Below are 22,404 nucleotides of genomic sequence, written 5' to 3'. Positions count from 1 at the left end.
ACACCTATATTGCACAGCTTGCTTTGCGCCGCCTTGACTGTCCTGCTTATGGTTGCAAGCGTTGCATGCTCCATTGCCCGTCAGCACCGCGTGTAAACACGATGCGGTCGTGGAAGCGCGAACGGCGTCCCTGCCAGAATTCGATGCGTTCCGGCTGCAAACGGTAGCCGCCCCAGTGGGCCGGGCGCGGCGGCTGCGCGTCGCCGACGGCGGCGGCCACGGCTTCGTAATGGCTCTCCAGCGCGGCGCGGTCGGCGATGGGCGCGCTTTGCTGCGAGGCAATTGCCGACAAGCGGCTTTGCAGGGGGCGCACATTGAAATACTCGTCGCTCTCGGCCGCCGTGGTTTTCACCACCGTGCCCTCGATGCGCACTTGCCGCTCCAGCTCGCGCCAGAAGAACAGCAGGGCCGCGTGCGGGTTGTGCTCGAGCTGACGGCCCTTGTCGCTGTGGTAATTCGTGTACCAGGTGAAGCCCCGTTCGTCGAATTGCTTGATCAGCACGATGCGCGAGCTAGGCTTGCCGTCCGCACTGACGGTGGCCAGGTCCATGGCGTTCGGCTCGACCACTTGCGCGTTGACGGCTTCGGCAAACCATTTCTGGAACTGCGCGATGGGGTCGGCCAGCACATCCGTTTCGCTCAGGCTGGACTGCGCGTAATCGGTGCGCATGGCGGCCAGCACGGCGGCCGGGTCTGCCTGCACGGGGGCTTGCGCGGCATCGGGCGCGATGCCGCGGCGGCGCTGCATGGCCGTGCCCAGCTGTTCCATCTGTTGCGCGCTGAACAGGCGCTTGGCCATCGGCGCCAGCTGGCCCTCTTCCTTGGCCATGTGGGCCTGGTAGGCGGCCACATAGTCGCGCACGCCATCGTGCGACAGCTGCGAGTGCGTGCCGGCCGCAATGGCATCGAGTTCCGGGCGCAGGGTCAGCCAGGCCTGGTCCATGCGCTGGTGGTCGGCCAGGATCTCGGGCACCAGGGTCGCCAGCAGGGCCGCGTCCTCGCCCGTGGCCGTCGCCTGCAGCATGGGCATCAGGTCTTGCTCTTCATCATCATGGTGCAGATGGGCGGCTTTATTGAAATATTGCAACACGGCCTTGGCCGCCTGCTGCGCTTCCGGCGTGTTGCCATGCTGTCCCAGGTGGCCCAGCAGGTTGTGCAGGGTGGCCAGCTGCTTGCGGATCTTGTCGTGGCAATGCTTGAGCACGGCGATCGGCTGGTCAAAGCCGGGAACGGAGTCGAACAGGGGAATGGTCATGGCGTGTTCTCGTGGTGGCGGTGTGGGGGCGCGGCGACAAACGGAGCTTGTCGCTGTGTCAATTCGGCTATTTTAGAATATCCGTCAGCGCAGTGTCCGTTAAAATGGCGGCATGCATACCTCCACCCATGAACTAATTTCCACGGACTTGACCGAGATCGATTTTGAGCGGCGTTTCGGCGGCATTGCCCGCCTGTACGGCGCCCCGGCGTTGCAACGTTTCCGCGCCGCCCACGTGTGCGTGATCGGCGTGGGCGGCGTCGGCTCCTGGATCGTCGAAGCGCTGGCGCGCAGCGCCGTCGGCCGCCTGACCCTGATCGACCTCGACAATGTTGCCGAATCGAATATCAACCGCCAGATCCAGGCCATGAGCGACACCATCGGCAAGGCCAAGATCACGGCCCTGGCCGAACGCATCGCACTGATCAACCCGTTCTGCCAGGTCACGCAGATCGAGGATTTTATTACCCCCGATAACCTCGAACAGTTGCTGGGCGGGCGCGACTTCGATTACCTGATCGACGCCATCGACAATGCCAAGGCGAAAGCGGCCGTGATCGCGTATTGCCGCGCGCGCAACGTACCGATGCTGACCATCGGCAGCGCGGGCGGGCAGACGGACCCGACCCTGATCGCCGTGCGCGACCTGTCGAAAACGGAGCAGGAACCGCTGCTCAAGCGCGTGCGCAAACTGTTGCGCACCGAATATGGATTTCCGCGTGGCATCAAAAACAAGTTCAATGTCGATGCCGTGTTTTCCATGGAGCCGCTGAGCACGCCCGAGAGCGCGGAAGCGTGCGCCATCGATGGCAGCACGCCGGCCGGCGTCACGGGCCTCAACTGTGCCGGTTTCGGCTCCAGCGTGGTGGTGACGGCCAGCTTCGGTATGGTGGCGGCCGCCCATGCGCTGAAAAGCTTGCGCCAGGACAAACCGGCCGCCGAGCCAGCTGCGGTGCCGGTGGCGGACGCCGCCTAAGCCAGTTTGCGGCGCGCCACGATGCGGTAGTCGCCGCTGCTTTTCAGCGATTCCACCAGCACCAGTTCGTCCGCCTGCCAGGCGATGGGCGCGAAGTCCTCGCTGGCTGGCGGCGGCGCCTGGCGCGCCAGGGTCACGTGCGGCGTAAAGCGGTCGTGCTCGAAGCGGGGCGCCAGCCCCTGTTGCGCCAGCGCCTGCATGCAGGCCGCGCGCAAGTCCAGCAGGGCGGGTGACGGCTGCGCCAGGGCGGCCCAGGCCAGCGCCAGCTGCGGAAAATGGCTGGCGTGGTCGAACAGCAAGGGCATGGGGCGCGCCGGCAATTGTTCCAGGATAGGCCAGCAGGGCGGGCAGCTCGCTGGCCGGGCGCTGGCCCAGGAAGGCCAGGGTCAGGTGCAGCTTGTCCACGCGCACGGGTTTGCCTTGCAGGCGCGCCTGCCAGGCGGCCAGGGCCGCGCGCGTGGCCGCATCGGGCCACAGCGCGTAAAACAGGCGGGGAAAGTGTGGATCGGGTGACAAGTTTTTCCTATCGTTGCGGCGGTTTGCTATCATGGGTCCTCCCTGCCGTGCCTACTGGCACTTGCAGGGACCTCACCGACACTCACTGAAAGAATACATCATGACGCGTAGCTCCGTTTTGTTTGCCCTGATCTGCTCCGTCGCCGCGTCGCTGGCGCAGGCACAGGCGCCGGCCCCTGTTCCCGCCTCCGCCGTCTCGCTGAGCCCTGGCCCTGTCGCCGATAAATTGATTCTCATCGACAACAAGGTCGGCACGGGCAAGGAAGCGTCCGCCGGCAATGCCGTCACCGTGCACTACACGGGCTGGCTGTACCGTCCGCTGGCGAAAGATTCGCGCGGCAAGAAGTTCGACAGCTCCGTGGGCCGCGGCCCGTTCGACTTCCAGTTGGGCAAGGGCATGGTCATCAAGGGCTGGGACCAGGGCGTGGCCGGCATGAAAGTGGGCGGCAAGCGCACCCTGATCATTCCGGGCGAACTGGCCTACGGCCCGCGCGGCGCGGGCAATGGCGACATTCCGCCGAACTCGGCACTGATTTTCGACGTGGAATTGCTGGACGTTAAGTAATTGTTCAGCTGGGCGGTGGCGCGTGCTCGCGCCGTCGCCATCGGCGTGCTGAAACGCGGTAGACTGGGGTTTCTTGAAATAGCGGAGAGTCCTTCCATGAACATCGCCAACGACGTCACTGAACTGATCGGCAACACCCCCCTGGTGCGCATCAACCGCATCGCCGCCGGCAGTGTGGCCACCATCCTGGCCAAACTCGAATTCTATAATCCCGCGCACAGCGTCAAGGACCGCATCGGCCTGTCCATGATCGTCGCCGCCGAAGCTGCGGGCAAGATCCATCCCGATACCGTCATCGTCGAGCCCACCAGCGGCAACACGGGCATCGCGCTGGCCATGGTCTGCGCCGCGCGCGGCTATCGCTGCACCCTCGTCATGCCCGACACCATGAGCCGCGAACGGCGCATCCTGCTGCGCGCCTATGGCGCCGAGCTGGTGCTCACGCCGGGCAGCGAAGGCATGCTGGGCGCCATCCGCAAGGCCGAGGAACTGGTGGCGGCCGACCCGCGCTATTTGATGCTGCAGCAATTCAATAATCCCGCCAATCCCGCCATCCACCGCGCCACGACGGCCGAGGAAATCTGGCGCGACACGGATGGGCAAGTCGACATCGTCGTCGCCGGCGTGGGCACGGGCGGCACGATTACCGGCATCGGCGAAGTGCTGAAGGAACGCAAGCCCGGCCTGCAAATGATCGCCGTGGAACCGGAAGCGTCGCCGATGCTGTCGAAAGGCACCAAGGGTCCGCACCCGATCCAGGGCATCGGCGCCGGTTTCGTGCCGCAGATCCTCAACACGGCCATCTACGACGAAATCATTTGCGTCAAGAACGACGACGCCTTCGCCACGGCGCGCCTGGCCGCCAGCGACGAAGGCTTGCTGGTCGGCATCTCGTCGGGCGCCGCCCTGTGGGCCGCCCTGCAAGTGGCGCACCGTCCGGAAAACGCGGGCAAGACCATCGTCACCATCATCCCGTCGTTCGGCGAACGCTACCTGAGCACGGCCCTGTACGCGGGCCTGGGCGACTGACCGTTCAACAGCAGCGGCAGGTCTATGCTTTCCGCCAGCGCCCGGTTGCCCGCGTCGCCCGGGTGCAAATGGTCGCCCGAGTCGTAGGCGGGCAGCAGGCGCAGCGGAGATGCCGGGTCGCGCGCCAATGCGTCGAAGTCGAGCACGGCGTCAAACAGGCCGCTGGCGCGTATCCACGCATTGAGTTGCTGGCGCAGCGCATCTTTATCCAGCTGATAATAGTCGCTCAGGGGCGTGCCGGGCAGGGCGCCCGCGAACGGCGTCAGGGTGGCGCCGACCACGCGCACGCCGCGGCTGCGCGCCTGCGCCACCAGCTGGGCATAGCCTGCCGTTAAATCCTCCAGGGTGGGTCTTTGTGCCCGTGGCGCAAACGCCGTGCCGGGCCAGCTGATGTCATTGATCCCCAACAAGACGACCACCGTGCGCACGCCGGGCTGCGCCAGCACGTCGCGCGCGAAACGGGCCAGGGCATTGTCTCCCATGCCGTCGGACAACAACCTCGCGCCGGAAATGCCCGCATTGAGCACGGCCACGCCCTGCGGCGCCAGGCGCCGTGCCAGGAAATCGGGCCAGCGCGCGTCCATCCCCAGGCTGGCGCTGGCGCCATCGGTGATGGAATCGCCAAGGATGGCCACGGCTTGCGCCCCCGGCGCCGCCTCGACCTCGATGGCACTCAGTAAAAGGCGCGCCGTGGTGGTCTGCACGCCCGTTTGCGCTTCGTCAATGCGCGCGGCGCGCGTCTGGTCCTGCGGCGCGATCCATGCCGTCTCGCGGCCATCCCAGTGAAACGTGGCGACGGGACTGGCTTGCGGCAGGTGCACGCTCACCGTCAGGCGGGCCAGGTCCGGCACGGACAGGTCGACGGGGTCGCTGACGAGCGGCGCGCCCGGGGTCATGGTGGCCGAGGGCTGGCCGGCAAACGTCAGCGTGCGCAGGCTGCCGGCGTCGATGGCCGAAGCGGAGGCCGCCAGGGCCACGCTGGCCGCGCCGATGCGCAGCGGCGCCTTGCCGTACGCATTCGACAGCACGATGCGCACGCGCGGGCCGCCCACGCTGAGGCGCGCCACCTGGCGCACGGTCTGTCCGTGCAGCACGGCCGGCACGTTGCTGGGAAGCACAAAGTCGCTGCCCCACACGGCTTGCGGGCTGGCCGTCCAGCTGGCCAGCCAGCTCGAGGCGGGGGCTGGTGCAAGTTCGTCGTTGGCGGCCTGGAGTGGACTGGTGCCGAATGCCAGGCTCAGCAGGGCGGCGGGGAGGAGGGAATATCGTGGCATGGCGGCTCGCTTCATCAAGGGGAATGGACGCATGATGCAAGCAAAGCCATTTATGCACTAGACTATCTCATCGAAGAACATTTATGAGTTGAATTCACAATGGCCAGACTCGATGTGAACCGTTCCGGCGAGCTGGAAGTATTCGTGCGCGTCGTCGAACTGGGCGGCTTTTCCGCCGCCGCGCGCGCCTGCGGCATGACGCCGTCGGCCGTCAGCAAGCTCGTTGCGCGGCTGGAAGAGCGCCTGGGCGCGCGCCTGCTGAACCGCTCCACGCGCCAGCTGCAGCTGACGGCCGAAGGCTGCGGCCTGTATGAACGGGGCACGCAGGTGCTGGCGGCGCTGGACGAGGCCGAGCGCTGCGCGGGCGTGCAGGATATACCGCGCGGCAAGATACGGGTGAATGCCAACGTGCCCTTCGGCCAGCATTTCCTGCTGCCGCTGGCGCCCCTGTTCCTCGAGCGCTATCCCGAGGTGACGCTCGACATCGTGCTCACCGATGCCGTCGTCGATATCCTCGAGCAGCGCACGGACGTGGCCGTGCGCGCCGGTCCCCTGAAAAGTTCCAACTTGCTGGCGCGTAAGCTGGGCCAGACGCGCATGGCGATCGTGGCGGCACCGCGTTACCTGGCGCGGCGCGGCACGCCGCTGTGGCCTGCCGACTTGGCGTCGCACAACTTGCTCGACGCCAATTACGCGCGCGCCCGCTCGGGCTGGCCGCTGCGCCTGCCCGAGGGCGACCTCGTCGTGGCTGTTATTGGCAATGCGCAGGCCAGCGATGGCGAAGCCTTGCGGCAGCTGGCGCTGGCGGGACTGGGGCTGGCGCGCCTGGCCGCCTTCCAGGTGCGGGCCGATATCGCGGCCGGCCGCTTGCAGGCCGTGCTGGAAGAATTCAATCCCGGTGACAGCGAGGAAGTGCATGCCGTCTTCGTGGGGCAGGGCGGGCATGTGCCGCTGCGCGTGCGCATCTTTCTCGACTTCCTGGCGCAGCATGTGGACTTGAACTGAGCGTGTCCAGGCGCATCAGGCTACAGGCGGACACGGCCGCGCAGTACAATATCGGACGGGCCGCAATGGTTCGGCCCGTATTGTGCCTTTGAATGGAAATATGTTCCTGGTAAAACCTGAACGCCGCCGCCTGACGCAGGTGGGCGCGACCGTGGCTGTCATCGCGCTGGGCCTGGCCTCGCGCGCCTATCCCCAATTCCTCCCCGCCGCGCTGGGCAAGTATCCGGGCGACGCCCTGTGGGCCATGATGATCGTCTTTGCGCTGGGTATCTTCGCCACGCGCATGCGCACCTGGCAGCTGGCGCTGACGGCGCTGCTGGTCTGCTTTGCCGTCGAATTCGGCCAGCTGATCCAGGCGCCCTGGCTCGTCGCGCTGCGCGCGCATCCGCTGGGGCACCTGGCGCTCGGTTCCACCTTCGGCTGGGGCGATTTGATCGCCTACACGGCGGGCGTGGCGATCGCGGCGCTGGTGGATAAAGCGGCGCTGTTCAAGCGCCGCTAGCCATGGGGCAGTTCCTGCGGAATCGGCATGCGTCCCATTCGGACGCATGCCCCTGACAGGACTAGTCCCATAAGTATCACTTCACGTTACCCTCCGCATCGCGCAGTTCCACGGGCGCCAGTTTGAGCTTGCTCAACTGCGGCGCGATCTTTGCCTGGTCGCCCACGCCGATGACGATCAGCTTTTCCGGCTGCAGGTATTTTTTTGCCACCTGCTGCACCTGCTTGTCCGTCACGCCCGCAAAGCGCTGCGGCAGGGATGCGTAATAGTCGAGGCCCAGGCCATAGATATACGTGTTGGCCATGCTGGTGCTGATGCTGGCATTCGTCTCGAACTGGCCGGGCAGGGACAGCACCTGCGAATTGCGCGCATTCGACAATTCCTTGGCCGTCAATGGCTTGGCGATCATGGCGCGGATTTCCTTGAAGGTTTCCGATACGGCCGGGCCCGTCACATCGGTGCGCACGCCGGCCGCGATCGAAAACGGTCCCGGCTGGCTGCGGTACTGGAATTGCGAGCGCACGCCATAGGTGTAGCCCTTCTCTTCGCGCAGGTTGTTGCTCAGCCGGCTGGTAAACAAGCCGCCCAGCGCCGCGTTCATCACTTGCAGCGGTGCATAGTCGGGTGTCGTGCGGGCCACGCCGATGGTCGACAGGCGCACGGCCGTCTGCGGCGCGCCCGGCTTGTCGACCAGGATCAGCCTGGCTTTCGTCGTGGCCGGCGCCGCCGTCACGGAGGGCGCCACCGCGCCCGCTTTCCAGCTGCCGAACTTGGCTTCGGCCAGCGCCTTCAATTGCGCCGCGTCAATGTCGCCCGAGACGATCAGGGCCGCATTGTTGGGCACATAGTGCTGCTGCCAGAACGCCTGCAGGTCGGCGCGGCTGGTGGCTTTCAGGGCCGCTTCCGTGCCCAGCTGGATGGTGCCGTACGGATGCTGCGGGCCGTACAGGGCGGCCGCTTCCACGCGGGCCGCCACGGCCGCCGCGTTTTCGCGCTGCTGCGCCAGTTCGCCGATACGGCTGGCGCGCTGGCGTTCCACCTCTTCTTGCGGAAATTGCGGGTGCTGCACCACGTCGGCCAGCACGTCGAGCGCTTGCGGGAAGGTGGTTTTCAGCGACGTCAGCTGGGCGAACGAAGCGTCCGCGCTGGAGCCGGTGCCGAGAAAGGCGCCGAGTTGCGCCACGTCATCGGCGATCTGCGGCGCGCTGCGCGTACTGGTGCCTTCCTGCAGCAGTTGTGCCGTAAAGCTCGACAAGCCCGGCTGCGCCAGCGGATTGGCGCCCGAGCCGCTCTTGATGACCAGCTGGCTGGAAATCAGCGGCACGGCCGGATTGTAATTGTGGATCACGGTCAAGCCATTGCTCAACGTAAAAGATGTCGCTTGCGGCAGCACGATCTTCGGCGCGGGACCGGCCTTCGGCACCGCGTTGCGCCATGGCTCGTCCGCATTGATGGCCGTGCCTGGCGCCGCCTTGACCTTGCCCGGCGCCGGCGTCGCCACTTCCGGTCCCAGGTCCGGCGTGCCCGGCACGCCATACACGACCACGCGCGACTGCGTCTTCAAATACCGGTCGACGGCGCGCTGCACGCCGGCCGCCGTCACCTGGCGGTAGCGTTCGATATCCTTGCCCAGGTAGCCGGGGTCGCCCAGGTATTGGTTGTACTGGTTCATCAGGTTGGCGTTGCCGCCCACTTTTTCCACCTGGCTCAGCATGGCTGTTTCGATGCTGTTGCGCGCGCGTTCCAGCTCCTTCTCGCTGGGGCCGCTTGCGCGCAGCTGTTCCAGTTCCGCATTCAAGGCCTGTTCGATTTCCTCGGGCTGGTGGCCGGGGCGGGCCGTCACGTCGATGGTAAACACCGAGGTGAGGGCGTTCGAACCCTGGTTGGCGCCCACGTCCTGCGCAATCTGCTTGTCGTACACCAGCGATTTATATAAACGGCTGGACTTGCCGCCGGCCAGGATCTGCGCGGCCATCGACAGTTCCGCATCATCGTTGGCATAGGCGGACGGCGTCAGCCAGGCCATGAAGACGCGCGGCAGCTCGACCCGGTCCTGCACCACCAGGCGGCGTTCCTGCGTGATGGGCGGCGTCACCACATCGGGCTTGGCCACGGCGGGGCCGCTCTTGAAGCTGCCAAAATACTTGTTGACCAGTTCCTTGGTCTTCGCCTTGTCGATATCGCCCGCGATCACCAGGCTGGCATTGTTGGGACCATAGTACTTGGTGAAGAATTCCTTGATGTCGGCCAGTTTGGCGTTCTGGATATCCGCGTGCGAACCGATGACGCTGGCGTAGTACGGGTGGTTCTTCGGAAACAGCTGGTGGTACAGCGCTTCCTGCACGATGCCGTAGGGGGCGTTTTCCACGCTCTGGCGGCGCTCGTTGCGCACCACGTCCTGCTGGTTCGTCAGCGCCGTCTGGTCGAGCACGTCCAGCAGGTAGCCCATGCGGTCGGAATGGGCCCACAGGGCCAGCTCCAGCTGGTTCGACGGCACCGTGTCGAAATAATTGGTGCGGTCGAAATCCGTGCTGCCGTTCGAATCGGTGGCGCCCGCGCCTTCGAGCAGCTGGTCGGCCATGCCGCGCGGCACGTGCTTGGTGGCGGCGAACATCATGTGCTCGAACAAATGGGCAAAGCCCGTCAGGCCCGGCGCTTCATTCGCGGGTCCCACGTGGTACCAGATATTGACGGCCGTGACGGGCAATTTATGGTCTTCCACGAGAATCACGTCTAGGCCGTTCGGCAAGGTGTATTTTTCGTAGGCCACATTGGGCACGGCCGTGGCGGCCGTCGCGGCGGCGGCGCCGGCGGCGTGGGCGAGCGTGAGCGGGGCGCCGTACAGCGACAGCATCAGGGCGGGTATGGCCAGCAGTTTGATCGGTTTCATGCATGCTTCCAGGCTAGGGTGGGGAAGGCGCTGCGGCCCGCTCGTGGCCGGCGCAGCGCGACGGTGCTACGGTCGGTGCTACAGTTTATACAGCAGGGCCGCGCCGCCCAGCACCAGCAGCGCGCTGGCGAGGGAGACGAGGGCGGCCGCGCCCAGCAAACGCCATTCGCGCGGCGTGAAGCCGGCCGGCGACGGCACGGGCACGGGCGCTTGCGGCACCGGCCCGGGTATGGCAGCGGCCGGTTCGGGCGGCAAGCCGCCGGTGGCGCGCGCCTGCGCCGCCAGCGCCAGGGTGGCGGCGTCCAGCAGGGCCAGCTGGCGCCCGACGGTGTCCGCCAGCACGGCCTCGTTCAGCGCCACCAGGGCGAATATCGGGTCATCGACGTCGATCTTGATGCCCGTCTTGTCGAACACGTGGCTGCGCAGTGTGTGCCGGTCCATCTACCACTGCACCTTGTCGAGCTGTTCGAAGATGTCGCGGTAGACGACCTTGATGCGCTGTTTTTCCATGATGTTGAACTTGTCGTTCTGCAGCACTTCCTGCATCGTCAGGCGCGCCGTGTTCATTTTCTTGACGTCCGCGCCGAAGGTGTCGGGATTGCGCTGGCTCAAGATGATGCTGCCTTTTACGCGCGCGCGGTTGTCGGCATACGATTGCGATTCGACGAACTGCTTGCCCGACGCCGACTGCAGCAGGCCGAAGTGCTCGTTTTGCCACAGCACCAGCGGCACTTTCGTCGCTTGGGCCGTGGCGACAAAACCCGTGGCCGTGTCGTGCAGGGTATCGCCGCCGCCGACGATGGTGTGGATGTAGACCTTGCGGCCCGATTCTTCCAGCAGCGAAAAGCAATCGTTTTCCAGCAGATAGCCCATCAGCGGCGAAAAGGTGTTGGCGCCATTGTCGACCACGCAGTTGCCGTCGCTTTCCAGGATATCGATCATCAGCGCATCGAAGCGCTTCGGGTCGATGTTGCGCGCATCCGTCATCACGGGCACGTGCTTGACGTTCATCGCCTTGTAGCGCGAAAAGGTGGCGTTTTCCTGGTCCGTGTCATAGCAGCGCAGCGGCGCGTCGTCCTTGCCGCCTATCCATTGCGCCAGCAAGGTCGAGACAAGGGTCTTGCCGATGCCGCCCTTGCCCTGCAGGATGAAATGTACCGTGTTGTGCATTGCGACTACTCCAAGTTGTTGCGTCAGAAATCGGGATCAGTGACAGCGGGACCAGCCGCTGTCGGGGGCCGGGCGCCGCACTTGCCCGTCGTCCGGCACGCCCAGGTATTGCCAGCTGTAGCCATCGTCGTGCAGGCGCAGCTTGAGCACGCCATGGCTGCTGTTGTCGCGCATTTCGCTGTGCGGCATCAGGTAAAAGAAGGGCGTCAGGAAGGCGCCGCCCGTGCCGACGACGAACTGGCGCAAGCCACGCTGTTCGTCGACCCTGCCTTGCGCGTCTTGCGGGGCGAAGCGTTCGTAATCGTGGTCATGGCCCGACAGCACCAGTTCCGCGCCCGCCTCATGCAGCGCCTGCCAGGCCGGCCGCATGGTTGCCGGGGCGATATGCCCGCCGGAACTGTACAGCGGCGCGTGCCAGTAGGCGAGCGTGCAGCGCCGCCGATGACGGGCCAGGTCGTCCTTCAGCCAGGCCAGCTGCTCTGCCAGGCGCGCGGCCGGCAGGTGGCTGTTGAGGGAAATCACATGCCAGGCGCCGAGGTCGACGCTGTAGTAGTCGGGACGGCCGAAATAGGCGAAGTAGCCGGCGGCGGCCTGCGAGCCACCGTACTCATGGTTGCCCGGGGTGGGGAAGGTGCGCTCCTTGAAGCGGCCCCAGGTGGGAGCATAGCAATCGCGGAATTCCGCCGCCAGGCCGGACGGATACGTGTGGTCGCCCAGGCTCAGCACGGCCGCATCGGGCTTGTCGGCCAGCTCGCCCGCGATCAGCGCAGCCGTTTGCGCCGCTCCCGTGTAGGCCCAGCCCCGCTGGCGGCAGTCGGCGATGTCGCCGGCCGCATACACGGTATAGGCGGGACCGCGCAATGGCGGCTCGGGCGCCGCCGGCGCGCCGGTACAGCCGGCCAGCAGCAGGCATAACGGTGGCAGGCAAAGGGACGAGCGCGTAAACAGGGTCATGAATGAGGCGTGGCAGGGCAGCGTCTGGGGATTGTTGAGAATAGTTCTTTTTTACTTATTAGGCAACCACGGCACTGCCGCGCGGCGACTGGCATTTTTACCACAAACATTTGCAAAGTTGCCATGCGGCCCGGTGAATCTGGTTATGATGTTACGCAGGATACCATTGATGTAGGGCAATTTTTTTGCGTGAGCAATCTCCCCCCCAGAGCGTGTATGAGGATGCAGTGCCGATATCCAGTCTCGACAAAGCCGACATTGACCGCCTCAATCAGCAGGGCCTGTCTTGCCTGGTCGGCAACCGCCGCCAGGCGCGCACGCTGGCGCGCATGGCGCTGGCGGCGTCGCAGCGCCGCCAGTATGCGCGCGGCAGCGCGTATGCGCGGCTGAATCATTGCTGGCTGGCCTATTACGGGGGCGAGCCGGAGCCCCCCTGCGATGCGCTGCGCCTGCATTTTCAGCGGGCCGGCGACCTCGAGGGCGGCATGGCGGTGGCCGCCCTGCTGGGCGCGTATGCGAGCCGGCGCGGCGAATTTGCCCAGGCCGAACAGCATTTCCTGCAGGCGCGCAGCCTGGCGGCGCAGATTCCCGATTCCCTGCATAAATTCATGCTGTATGCGCGGCTCGGCGTCGATGCCCTGAACCGCGGCGATACGCAGGATGGGCCGCGCAATTTCCTGTTGGCGCTCGATATCGCCGAGCGTTTCGGCAGTCCCGCGCACCGCGTCAACAGCCTGTCGAACCTGGCGTCATCGCAGCACGACCTGGGCAATGACGAAGACGCCATCCCCCTGCTGGTCGAGGCGCTCGACATCATCGGCACGCAAAAGCTCAAATACCAGCAAACCATCGTCTCGGCCAACCTGGCCATGTGCCTGCTGGCCACGGGCAAGCCGGCCGAGGCGCTGGTCCTGGTCGAACCGTTCTACGAATGGCCGGAAGAGGACCTGGCCATCCGCGCTTTTTTGTTTTGCATCGCCGCCCACGCGGCCATCCTGCTGCAGCGGCCCGACAGCGCGCTGCAATTGCTGCTGCGCGCGGAAGATTATGCGCGCCGGGGACAGGACTTGGAAGAGCAGATGCACGCCTGGCTGGTGCGCGGCAAGCTCGATCTGCATGGGGGCCAGACGGCGCAGGCGCTGGCGTCGCTGACGCAGGCGCACAGCCTGCTGAGCTGGACGCGCAATCCGTTTCACCAGCAGCAGATCCTGCGCGGCTTGTCCGATATCAATGCCCAGCTGGGCGAATGGCAGGCGGCCTATGCTTTCCTGCAGCAGTACCAGGCGGCCTACGAGGCCAGCAGCAAGTCGGCGCGCGCTTCGCGCATCCTGATGCGCAACCTGGAAAAGGAAATGCGCAGCCTGAAGGCCGAGCGCGACAAGGCGCTGGAATTGCAGGCCGCGCGCGAGTCGGAAAACGTCAAGCTCGAACACCTGAACCGGGAGCTGGCGCACCAGATCCTGCACGTCAATTCCCTGCAGGACAGCCTGAAGGAACAGGCCCTGCGCGACCACCTGACGGGCCTGTACAACCGCCGCCACTTCGAAACCTGCCTCAACGCCATCCTGCACGCGGCCGACGCCGAGGCGCCCGTGGCCATCGCCATCATCGACCTGGACTTCTTCAAGCGCGTCAACGATACGTACGGGCACAACTTCGGCGACGAAGTGCTGATCCAGTTTGCGCGCCTGGTGGAGAGCCAGCTGCGCGGCAGCGACATGCTGTGCCGTTATGGCGGCGAGGAATTCTGCCTGCTGTTGCGCGAAGCCGACAGTATGGTGGCCGCGCACAAGATCGACGATATCGCCGCACGCTACCGCCAGTTGCTGATCCGCCAGGCACCGCACAGCCTGTCAGGTTGTACGTTTTCGGCCGGCATCGCCGAGTATCCGCGCCACGGCGCGGGCCGGCACGAATTGCTGATGCGCGCCGACTGCGCCCTGTATGCGGCCAAGCAGGCGGGCCGCGACCGCGCCTGCATTGCCGAGGCCGACTAGGCGCCTGGCCGGCCGGTCCTACGCCAGCAAGCGCAGCAGCCCCTGCAGGGCGTGTTCCACCGCCTGTACGCGCACGGCCTGGCGGTCGCCAGCCAATACCAGGCATTGCGTATGCACCTTGCCGGCCATGGCCCAGCCAAAGCAGACCGTGCCGACGGGCTTGCCCGGCACGCCGCCCGTGGGGCCGGCGATTCCCGTGGTCGAGACGGCCACCTGGGCGTCGCTGTGCGCCAGCGCGCCCTGCGCCATGGCGGCGGCCACTTCTTCGCTGACGGCGCCAAGCCGGACGATCAGCTCGGCCGGCACCGCCAGCATGGCCGTCTTGGCGGCATTCGAATACGTGACGAAGCCGCGGTCGAACCAGGCGCTCGAGCCGCCGACATCGGTGACGGCTTGCGCCACGCCGCCGCCGGTGCACGATTCGGCCGTGGCCAGCAGCAGTTTTTTGGCCTGCAGTGCCAGGCCCACCTGGGTGGACAAAGTAAGGAGATCGTTGCTCATGTGAAATTCCTGCGTGGGTGGAGGCGGAGGCCGTGGTGGCCGCACGATAGGCCTGCGGCCACTGCGCCATGACTGTATCATGACTGCTGCCGGCGCCGGCGGGGCCTGCCGGCAGGGCCGTCACCCTGCAGAAGAAAGTTTCCCCGGTGACAGCGAAAATGCGTACACTCTTTTATACATTTGCTACTAATATAAGATACGCAGCCTGCCGTGCCGTCACAATTGATTCGCATCGCCCCATACGGACGCGGGATGACCCCGCGCCTTCGAAACGCATTATCTTTACTCGGTGGTCATGGCACTTCTGAACTGGACCTGGCGGCAGCTTATCGGCCCCATGCGCGGCCCCATGCGCTGGGGCTGGCTGTTATTGTTGCTGACACTGCTCTGCGCGGGCGTGCAGGCACAGGTGCCTGGTTTGCTCGAACGCCAGGTCAAGGCGGCCTACCTGTACAAGTTCGCCGGTTTTGTCGAGTGGCCGGACGGCAGCTTCGCGCGGCCCGATGCGCCGCTGGTGATCGGCGTGGCCGGCGCCGATGCGCTGGCCGAGCAACTGGAGCAGAGCGTGGCGGGGCATAGCATCAACGGGCGCGCCGTGCAGGTGAAAAAAGTGCGTCGCGGCGAGCCGCTGGCCGGCCTGCACGTGCTGTACCTGGGCGTGCTGGACAAGCCGGTGCTGCAGGAGATGCTGGCGGCCAGCCGCAGCCTGGCGCTGCTGACGGTCTCCGATTCGGATGAGGTCTATGCCATGGGCAGCATGATCAACTTTGTGATGGCCGACGACAAGGTGCGCTTCGACGTGGCCCTGAAGCCCGTGGCGCAGGCGCATATCCGCATCAGCGCGCGCATGCTGCTGGCCGCCTACCGCGTGCAGACGGGGGGCGCCTGATGATACGACTGCGCTCGATACGCCATAAACTGATGTCGGTGGTCTTGCTGACCACCCTGGTGGCGCTCGTCATTTCGCTGGGCACCATCGTCGCGTACGACTTGCGCGCCTATCACCGCAACCTGGTGGCCGACATCAGTACCCAGGCCGAGCTGCTGGGGCACATGAGTTCGGCCGCGCTGGCCTTCGACGACGAGCGCCTGGCACTGGAAAACCTGAACCTGCTGCGCATCCGCCCGCGCGTGACGGCCGGCGCCCTGTACAAGGCCGATGGCAGCCTGTTCGCCAGCTACCAGTCCAGCCAGCGCACGGAGGCGCTGCCGGCGCGGGTCGGCAGCGAAGGGGAAACCATCGGCGCCAATGCGATCGAACTGTTCAAGCCCATCGTCGACAATGGCGAGCTGCTGGGCACCGTCTACCTGCGCGCCGACTATGAACTGGCCGGCCGCACGGCCGACTACCTGGCCATCGCGCTGGGCGTGACGGTGCTGGCGCTGCTGGTGGCCTTGCTGCTGCTGCGGCGCCTCGACTACGTGATCACCCAGCCCATCCTCGACATCGCCGACGTGGCGCGCGAAGTGATCGAGACGGGCGACTATTCGCGCCGCGCGCGCAAGCTCAGTGCGGACGAGGTGGCGCAACTGGTCGATTCCTTCAACAAGATGCTGGCCGAGATCGAGCACCGCACGCATGCGCTGGAAAGCTCCAACAGCGAGCTGGCGCGCGAGGGCGAGCAGCGTGCCCAGGCGCAGCAGGAAGTCATGCGCCTGAACCAGGAACTGGAAGTGCGCGTGCACGAACGCACGGTGCAGCTGGAAATGACGAACGGCGAACTGGCCATGGCGATGGAAGAGGCGCGCAGCGCCAATTATGCGAAGTCGGCGTTTTTATCGTCGATGAGCCATGAATTGCGCACGCCGCTCAACGCCATCCTGGGCTTCGCGCAAATCCTCAGTTCCGACCGCCTGCCGTCGACCCTGGCGCAAAAGAAGGAATTCGCCGGCCATATCCTCAAGTCGGGCCGCCACCTGCTGACATTGATCAATGAAATCCTCGACCTGGCCAAGGTCGAATCGGGCACCGTCAGCCTGTCGCTGGAACCGGTGGCGCTGCATGCCATCCTGCAGGAATGCCGCGACATGATCGCGCCGCTGGCCAGCCAGCGCGGCATCGGCATGGACTTTCCCGACGATGGCGCGCTGAATGTGCTGGCCGACCGCACGCGCCTGAAACAGATTTTGCTGAACCTGCTGTCGAATGCGCTCAAGTACAACCGCGAACAGGGCCGGGTGGCCATCGACTGCGCGCCGCAGCCGGGCGGCCAGATACGCATCAGCGTGCGCGACACGGGCGCCGGCCTCGACGCCGAACAACTGGCGCTGCTGTTCCAGCCGTTCAACCGCCTGGGCCAGGAAGGCGGCACGGAAGAGGGCAGCGGCATCGGGCTGGTGGTCACCAAGCGCCTGGTGGAGCTGATGGATGGCAGCATCGGCGTGGTCAGCACGGCCGGCGAAGGCAGCACCTTCTGGATCGAACTGCGCGCCGTCGATGCCTTGCCCGTGCCGCTGCCGTCCGGCCTGCCGCGCCCGGACCTGGCCGGCGCGCTGCTCGACAACAGCGCCCCCGTCACCCTGCTGTACGTGGAAGACAATCCGGCCAACCTGCAGCTGGTCGAGGAAATCGTCCGCTACTGCCCGCAGCTGCAGCTGCTGACGGCGCAGGACGGCCGCCTGGGCGTGGAGATGGCGCGCAGCCGCCTGCCGCAGCTGATCTTGATGGATATCAACCTGCCCAACGTGAATGGCGTCGAAGCCCTGAAGCTGCTGCGCGGCGATCCGCGCACGGCGCACATTCCCGTCATCGCGCTGACGGCCAATGCCATGCCGGGCGACGTGGAGCGCAGCATGGCGCTGGGCTTCTACCGCTATCTGACCAAGCCGATCAACCTCGAGGAATTCACCGAGGCGATCAACAGCACCCTGGCCTACGTGGCGCAGCAGCGGCGGCAGAAAGGGACGGGCGCGCCATGATCGGCCAGGCCGACATCTATGGGGCGAAGATCCTCATCGTCGACGACCAGGAGGTCAATTTGCGCCTGCTCGAGCATTTGCTGGAAAGCGGCGGCTACACGGCCATCACCAGCACCCTCGACGCGCGCGCCGTGGCCGGCCTGCACCAGCGCCACCAGTTCGACCTGATCATCCTCGACCTGGTGATGCCCGGCATGAGCGGCTATGCGGTGATGGATGCGCTGCGCCCGCTGGAGCTGGAAGGCTATTTGCCGGTGCTGGTGATCGCCGCCGACCCGGACGCCAAGCTGGCGGCGCTGGAAGCGGGCGCGCGCGACTTCATCAGCAAGCCCTTCGACGCGCTCGAAGTGCTCACGCGCATCCGCAACATGCTCGAAGTGCGCCTGCTGCACCGCGCCGCGCGCCACTACAATGCGCTGCTCGAGCGCACGGTGGGCCAGCGCACGGCGGAATTGCAGCGTTTCCGCGGCGCCATGGATGCCACCAGCGATGCCATCTTCCTCGTCGACGTGCTGGGCATGACCCTAGTCGACGCGAACGACGGCGCCTGCCGCCTGCTCGGCTATGCGCGCGCCGAGCTGCTGTCGCTGTCGCCGGGCGCGCTGCTGCCTTCGCCGCCGCCGGCGCCACCGGGCGCGCTGCAGGGCGGGTCGTCCCACCTGGCCACCGAGGTGACCGAGTGCGAACTGGTGCGGCGCGACCTGAGCCTGGTGCCCGTGGAACTGGGCTGGCACTGGTATGCGCAGTCGCCCGTGGCGGGCGGCTACCCCGGCGGCCCCGGCGCGGGCGGCCTGCTGCTGATCGCCGTGGCGCGCGACATCAGCGAGCGCCGCCAGGCGCAGGAACGCCTGAAGCACCTGGCCCATTACGACGGCCTGACGGGACTGCCGAACCGCAGCCTGTTCTACCAGACGCTGGCCCAGGCCGTCGAGCTGGCGCAGGAAAAAGCCTGGCGCATCGTGGTGCTGTTCATCGCGCTGGACCGCTTCAAGAGCATCAACGACACCCTGGGCGCGGCGCTGGGCGACGAGCTGCTGCGCCAGTTCAGCAACCGGCTGGTCGAATGCGTGCGCCTGCGCGACACGGTGGGGCGCCTGGGCAATGACGAATTCGCGCTGATACTCACCATGAGCCGCAACCAGCAGGAAGCGGTGATGGTGGCCAACCAGGTGCGCGAAGCCCTGCGCGCGCCGTTCGACCTGCAGGGGCATGCGGCTACCCTGACGGCCAGCATCGGCATCGCCATGTATCCCGATGACGCCACCGATCCGGAAACGCTGATCAAGTATGCGAATACGGCCATGGGCGGCGCCAAGCAGGCGGGCCGCGACGGCTACCGCTTCTTCACGGCCGGCATGAACGTGCAGGTGCTGGCGCGGCTGGACCTGGAACTGGCGCTGCGCCATGCGCTCGAACACGAGCAGTTCATCCTGTATTACCAGCCGAAGGTGGATTTGCGCACGGGCCGCATCAGCGGCGTCGAGGCGCTGCTGCGCTGGCGCCGGCCCGGCTACGGCCTGTTGACGCCGGCCGAATTCGTGCCCGTGCTGGAAGACACGGGCCTGATCGTGCGCGTGGGCGCCTGGGTGATCCAGGCCGCCTGCCGCCAGATCGCCGAGTGGCGCGACAGCGAAGTGGGACCCGTGCACGTGGCGGTGAACGTGTCGAGCCGCCAGTTCGCCGAAGGCGACCTGGAAGGCGAGGTGACGCGCGCGCTGGCGCGGCACCAGCTGGCGGCGCAATGGCTGGAACTGGAACTGACGGAAACGGCGCTGATGTCGAATGCCGAGCGCACCATCGTGGTGCTGGGCAAGCTGAAGAAAATCGGCGTGAAGGTGGCCATCGACGATTTCGGCACCGGCTATTCCAGCCTCGCCTACCTGCAGCGCTTCCCCATCGACAAACTCAAGATCGACATCGCCTTCGTGCGCAACATCACCAGCAACCCGAACGACGCGGCCATCGCGCTGGCCATCATCAGCATGGCGCACAGCCTGAAACTGAGCGTGGTGGCCGAGGGCGTGGAATCGCGCCCGCAGCTCGAATACCTGCGGCGCAACCGCTGCGACGAAATCCAGGGCTTTTATTTCAGCCGCGCCCTGCCGGCGCTGGAGCTGGGCCAGATGATCGCCGCCGGCGCCGGCCTGCCGCCCGGCCACGATCCGGCCGCCCAGCCGGCCCAGACCCTGCTCATCGTCGACGACGACGTCAACGTGCTGTCCTCGCTGCACCGGCTGTTCCGCCCCGAGGGCTACCAGATCCTCACGGCCAGCACGCCGGCCGAAGGCTTCGAGATGCTGGCCCTGCACAGGGTCCACGTCATCGTCTGCGACCAGCGCATGCCCAGCATGAGCGGCACCGAGTTCTTGAGCAAGGTCAAGGAGCTGTACCCGGAAACCATCCGCATCATCCTGTCCGGCTACACGGGCCTCGAAGCCGTGCTCGACTCGATCAACCGCGGCGCCATCTATCGTTTCTATACGAAGCCGTGGGACGACACCCAGCTGCGCGACAACATCCGCCTGGCCTTCCAGCATTACTGGATGGTGAACCAGCCGGGATTGGGGCGCGTGGCGGGGCGCTAGCTGATTTACTCGCTGAAGTGGTCGAAGGAGCTGAGCTGCAAATCCAGCGGCTGTCCCTGCGCATCGACCAGGCGCAAGCCGCTTGCCGCCTCGATGCGTCCGACCCTGGTGGCGGGCGTGCCGCAACTGAGCGCCAGCGCGGCGATGGCCGCGCGCGACGCCGCCGGCGCCGTGAAGCACAGTTCATAGTCGTCGCCGCCGGCGGCCGCGTAGCGGCGGCGCAGGGCCGTGGCTTGCCGCGCCAGCACGGGGCCGGCCGGCAGGGCGTCGACGTCCAGGGTGGCGCCCACGCGCGAGGCTTTCAATATATGGCCCAGGTCTCCCGCCAGGCCGTCCGAGATGTCGATGGCCGCATGCGCCAGGCCCGCTTCGGCCAGCGCGCAGCCGAGCGCCACGCGCGGCGTGGGCGTGTGCATGCGCGCGGCGGCCGTTGCCAGGTCATCGGGTGCCAGTTCCTGCTCCATGCGGTAGCCGGCCAGCGCCAGGCGCGCGTCGCCGACAGTCCCGCTGACCCAGATATCGTCGCCCGCCACGGCCGCGCTGCGGCGCAGGGCCTGGCCCGGCGCCAGTTCGCCGAACACGGTAATGCAGATATTCAGCGGTCCCCTGGTGGTGTCGCCGCCGATCAGTTCGCAATCAAACGCGTCGGCCAGCGCAAACAGGCCTTCGGCAAAGCCGGCCAGCCAGGCGCGGTCGGCGCGGGGCAGGGCCAGCGCCAGGGTGAACGCCACGGGACGCGCGCCCATGGCGGCCAGATCGGACAGGTTCACGGCCAGGCTTTTATGCCCGAGCTTGCGGGCGTCGGCGCCGGCAAAGAAGTGCCGGTCCTCGACCAGCATGTCCGAGGAGATGGCGATCTGCCTGCCCGCGCCGGGCGTGAGCAGGGCGCAATCGTCGCCGATGCCCAGGGTGGCGCGGCCGGGGCGCTGGCGCACGAAATAGTGTTTGATCAGGTCGAATTCGGAAAGCGCGTCGTGTGGGGCCATGGCGTAGTCTGGTCGTTGAATGAGGGTGTGGCCCGGCTATTATAGGCTGGCCTACAATACGGGTCTTCCCCACTGCCGAGCAACTTGCCATGCCCATCTCCGATATTCACGACCTGCTGCAATCCTGGCTCGACCACGGCTGGCTGCGCGACCCGCAAGCCGTCGGCCTGGCCACCTTCGAGGCGCAGGAACTGGCGGCGCGCGGCTTCGACGCCATCAGCGACGGCGGCCAGCTGTGCCTGTACGAGGACGAGCGCCTGTTCCGCAGGGGCAAGCGGCCCGTGCAGGCCTCGTTCAAGGCGTATCTGCAGCGCGGCCAGCTGGGGGCGAATGGCCTGGAGCTCGGTTACCAGGTGCGCCTGGCCGGTTTCCTGCGCGCGGCGCGGCAACCGTTGCCGGCGTTGCGCGTGCTGCTGGAACAGGGCGGACGCAGCGGCGCCCTGCTGTTCGACAGCGGCCTGGTGCTGCAGTTTGCCGCCAATTTGCGCGGCAAGCCCCGCCATTACTACCTGACCCTGGTCGAGGGTCACGTGGCCGATGCCCAGCTGCCCGACCGCGACAGCGATATCGACTTGCGCGCCGCCAGCGTGGGCCATGTCCAGGCCCTGTACGACAGCCGTGACCTTGCCGACCTGCAGCGCCTGGCCCGGCGCGGCAATGCGGCGCTGCGCGAGCTGGCGCTGCTGCTTTCCTAAGCCTTCTTCGCCTGCGCCATGCCGTGCAGCAGCTTGGCCAGCAAGCGGTCGAGCTGGCGCTGCTCGTCCGCGTCGAGCGCCGACAGCATGGCGCGCTCGTTCTCCAGGTGCAGCAGCACCAGTTTCTCGATCAATTCCAGGCCCCTGTGTGTCAGGGCCACCAGCACGCCGCGCCGGTCCGTCGGGTGCTTCTGGCGTTCAATCAGGCCGGCCGCTTCCAGCCGGTCGATGCGGTTGGTCATGCCGCCCGAGGACAGCATGGCCGCCTCGTACAGGGCCGTCGGCGTCAGCGCATACGGCGCGCCCGAGCGGCGCAAGGTCGCCAGCACGTCGAATTCGCCCGGCTGCAAGCCGTGTTCGGCGAACAGGGGATTGAGCCAGTCGCGCGCCATCAGCTGCGCCACCGTGCCCAGCTGGCCCACCAGCTGCATGGCGGCGGTATCCATTTGCGGCAGCTCGCGCTGCCATTGCGCTGCCGCAAATTGCGCGCGCGTATGTTCTTGCGGGGTATCCGTCATGGCCTAGGTATTTATCTCGACATCAAGATAGATTTCTATCTTTATGTTAAGATACTTTTCATCAAGT

20 protein-coding genes and 1 pseudogene are annotated in these 22,404 nt (G+C 66.3%); 10 read left to right on the top strand and 11 right to left on the bottom strand.

Features of this window, described 5'->3' with window-relative positions:
* Nucleotides 1–46: 46 nt before the first annotated feature.
* Nucleotides 47–1,255, bottom strand: a complete 1,209-nt coding sequence (gene pdxH, locus AC3RCJ_RS26875) for a pyridoxamine 5'-phosphate oxidase (protein ID WP_492964050.1) — start codon at nucleotides 1,253–1,255, stop codon at nucleotides 47–49.
* A gap of 112 nt (nucleotides 1,256–1,367) precedes the next feature.
* Between pdxH and tcdA the strand changes: the two genes are divergently transcribed.
* Nucleotides 1,368–2,231 (top strand): tRNA cyclic N6-threonylcarbamoyladenosine(37) synthase TcdA, encoded by an 864-nt coding sequence (gene tcdA, locus AC3RCJ_RS26870; RefSeq protein WP_492964049.1) that lies wholly within the window; start codon nucleotides 1,368–1,370, stop codon nucleotides 2,229–2,231.
* Here the strand turns inward: tcdA and AC3RCJ_RS26865 are convergent.
* Entirely contained in the window at nucleotides 2,228–2,536 is a 309-nt protein-coding gene (locus AC3RCJ_RS26865; RefSeq protein WP_492964048.1) for a 2'-5' RNA ligase family protein, read from the bottom strand. The two genes, tcdA and AC3RCJ_RS26865, sit on opposite strands and share 4 nt — an antisense overlap.
* A 22-nt stretch (nucleotides 2,537–2,558) precedes the next feature.
* A pseudogene (locus AC3RCJ_RS26860) lies at nucleotides 2,559–2,780 on the bottom strand (2'-5' RNA ligase family protein); the annotation flags it as partial.
* A 67-nt stretch (nucleotides 2,781–2,847) separates the two neighbouring features.
* Here AC3RCJ_RS26860 and AC3RCJ_RS26855 point away from each other — a divergent pair.
* Entirely contained in the window at nucleotides 2,848–3,312 is a 465-nt protein-coding gene (locus tag AC3RCJ_RS26855; protein WP_492964047.1) for an FKBP-type peptidyl-prolyl cis-trans isomerase, read from the top strand.
* A gap of 96 nt (nucleotides 3,313–3,408) precedes the next feature.
* The gene (gene cysK, locus AC3RCJ_RS26850) at nucleotides 3,409–4,341 is read left to right on the top strand and encodes a cysteine synthase A (RefSeq protein WP_492964046.1); all 933 of its coding nucleotides are present in this window, start codon (nucleotides 3,409–3,411) and stop codon (nucleotides 4,339–4,341) included.
* Here cysK and AC3RCJ_RS26845 read toward each other — a convergent pair.
* Nucleotides 4,302–5,615 (bottom strand): SGNH/GDSL hydrolase family protein, encoded by a 1,314-nt coding sequence (locus AC3RCJ_RS26845; RefSeq protein WP_492964045.1) that lies wholly within the window; start codon nucleotides 5,613–5,615, stop codon nucleotides 4,302–4,304. The genes cysK and AC3RCJ_RS26845 overlap by 40 nt on opposite strands.
* 99 nt (nucleotides 5,616–5,714) lie before the next feature.
* On the opposite strand from AC3RCJ_RS26845, the gene AC3RCJ_RS26840 reads away from it, so the two are divergent.
* On the top strand, nucleotides 5,715–6,620 hold the full coding sequence (locus AC3RCJ_RS26840) for a LysR family transcriptional regulator (RefSeq protein WP_492964044.1): 906 nt from the start codon (nucleotides 5,715–5,717) through the stop codon (nucleotides 6,618–6,620).
* Nucleotides 6,621–6,720: 100 nt separating this feature from the next.
* Nucleotides 6,721–7,122, top strand: coding sequence for a ribosomal maturation YjgA family protein (locus AC3RCJ_RS26835; protein WP_492964043.1), 402 nt, complete (start codon nucleotides 6,721–6,723; stop codon nucleotides 7,120–7,122).
* A 76-nt stretch (nucleotides 7,123–7,198) separates the two neighbouring features.
* On the opposite strand, the gene AC3RCJ_RS26830 is transcribed toward AC3RCJ_RS26835, so the two are convergent.
* From AC3RCJ_RS26830 to AC3RCJ_RS26815, 4 genes are all read right to left on the bottom strand, one after another.
* On the bottom strand, nucleotides 7,199–10,012 hold the full coding sequence (locus AC3RCJ_RS26830; protein ID WP_492964042.1) for a M16 family metallopeptidase: 2,814 nt from the start codon (nucleotides 10,010–10,012) through the stop codon (nucleotides 7,199–7,201).
* Between the two features lie 78 nt (nucleotides 10,013–10,090).
* Nucleotides 10,091–10,453, bottom strand: a complete 363-nt coding sequence (locus AC3RCJ_RS26825) for a hypothetical protein (RefSeq protein ID WP_492964041.1) — start codon at nucleotides 10,451–10,453, stop codon at nucleotides 10,091–10,093.
* Entirely contained in the window at nucleotides 10,454–11,182 is a 729-nt protein-coding gene (locus tag AC3RCJ_RS26820) for a P-loop NTPase family protein (RefSeq protein WP_492964040.1), read from the bottom strand.
* 36 nt (nucleotides 11,183–11,218) lie between these two features.
* On the bottom strand, nucleotides 11,219–12,136 hold the full coding sequence (locus tag AC3RCJ_RS26815; RefSeq protein ID WP_492964039.1) for a metallophosphoesterase family protein: 918 nt from the start codon (nucleotides 12,134–12,136) through the stop codon (nucleotides 11,219–11,221).
* A 227-nt stretch (nucleotides 12,137–12,363) separates the two neighbouring features.
* Here AC3RCJ_RS26815 and AC3RCJ_RS26810 point away from each other — a divergent pair, with 227 nt between their 5' ends.
* Nucleotides 12,364–14,133, top strand: coding sequence for a diguanylate cyclase (locus tag AC3RCJ_RS26810; RefSeq protein ID WP_492964038.1), 1,770 nt, complete (start codon nucleotides 12,364–12,366; stop codon nucleotides 14,131–14,133).
* Between the two features lie 18 nt (nucleotides 14,134–14,151).
* Here AC3RCJ_RS26810 and AC3RCJ_RS26805 read toward each other — a convergent pair whose 3' ends face one another.
* The gene (locus AC3RCJ_RS26805) at nucleotides 14,152–14,634 is read right to left on the bottom strand and encodes a CinA family protein (protein WP_492964037.1); all 483 of its coding nucleotides are present in this window, start codon (nucleotides 14,632–14,634) and stop codon (nucleotides 14,152–14,154) included.
* A 295-nt stretch (nucleotides 14,635–14,929) separates the two neighbouring features.
* Between AC3RCJ_RS26805 and AC3RCJ_RS26800 the strand changes: the two genes are divergently transcribed.
* From AC3RCJ_RS26800 to AC3RCJ_RS26790, 3 genes are read left to right on the top strand one after another with little or no spacing between them, the layout of a single operon-like run.
* Nucleotides 14,930–15,523, top strand: coding sequence for a TOL_0243 family YfiR-like periplasmic protein (locus tag AC3RCJ_RS26800; RefSeq protein WP_492964036.1), 594 nt, complete (start codon nucleotides 14,930–14,932; stop codon nucleotides 15,521–15,523).
* Nucleotides 15,523–17,553, top strand: a complete 2,031-nt coding sequence (locus AC3RCJ_RS26795; RefSeq protein WP_492964035.1) for a sensor histidine kinase, YfiR-like protein-associated — start codon at nucleotides 15,523–15,525, stop codon at nucleotides 17,551–17,553. The genes AC3RCJ_RS26800 and AC3RCJ_RS26795 overlap by 1 nt, the downstream gene beginning before the upstream one ends.
* Nucleotides 17,550–20,138: an EAL domain-containing protein gene (locus AC3RCJ_RS26790; protein ID WP_492964034.1), complete on the top strand. Its 2,589-nt coding sequence runs from the start codon at nucleotides 17,550–17,552 to the stop codon at nucleotides 20,136–20,138. Before AC3RCJ_RS26795 ends, AC3RCJ_RS26790 begins: the two co-directional genes overlap by 4 nt.
* A gap of 5 nt (nucleotides 20,139–20,143) precedes the next feature.
* Here AC3RCJ_RS26790 and thiL read toward each other — a convergent pair whose 3' ends face one another.
* A complete protein-coding gene (gene thiL / locus AC3RCJ_RS26785) occupies nucleotides 20,144–21,124 on the bottom strand; it encodes a thiamine-phosphate kinase (protein ID WP_492964033.1) in 981 nt (326 codons plus the stop codon).
* 89 nt (nucleotides 21,125–21,213) lie between these two features.
* On the opposite strand from thiL, the gene AC3RCJ_RS26780 reads away from it, so the two are divergent.
* Nucleotides 21,214–21,819: a hypothetical protein gene (locus AC3RCJ_RS26780; protein WP_492964032.1), complete on the top strand. Its 606-nt coding sequence runs from the start codon at nucleotides 21,214–21,216 to the stop codon at nucleotides 21,817–21,819.
* On the opposite strand, the gene AC3RCJ_RS26775 is transcribed toward AC3RCJ_RS26780, so the two are convergent.
* Nucleotides 21,816–22,337: a MarR family winged helix-turn-helix transcriptional regulator gene (locus AC3RCJ_RS26775; protein ID WP_492964031.1), complete on the bottom strand. Its 522-nt coding sequence runs from the start codon at nucleotides 22,335–22,337 to the stop codon at nucleotides 21,816–21,818. The two genes, AC3RCJ_RS26780 and AC3RCJ_RS26775, sit on opposite strands and share 4 nt — an antisense overlap.
* Nucleotides 22,338–22,404: the final 67 nt, after the last annotated feature.

The organism is Janthinobacterium sp. GW822-FHT07H11, assembly GCF_058798615.1.
Note: the sequence above shows the minus strand (reverse complement) of the source record. Positions and strands in the feature narration are given on the sequence as shown.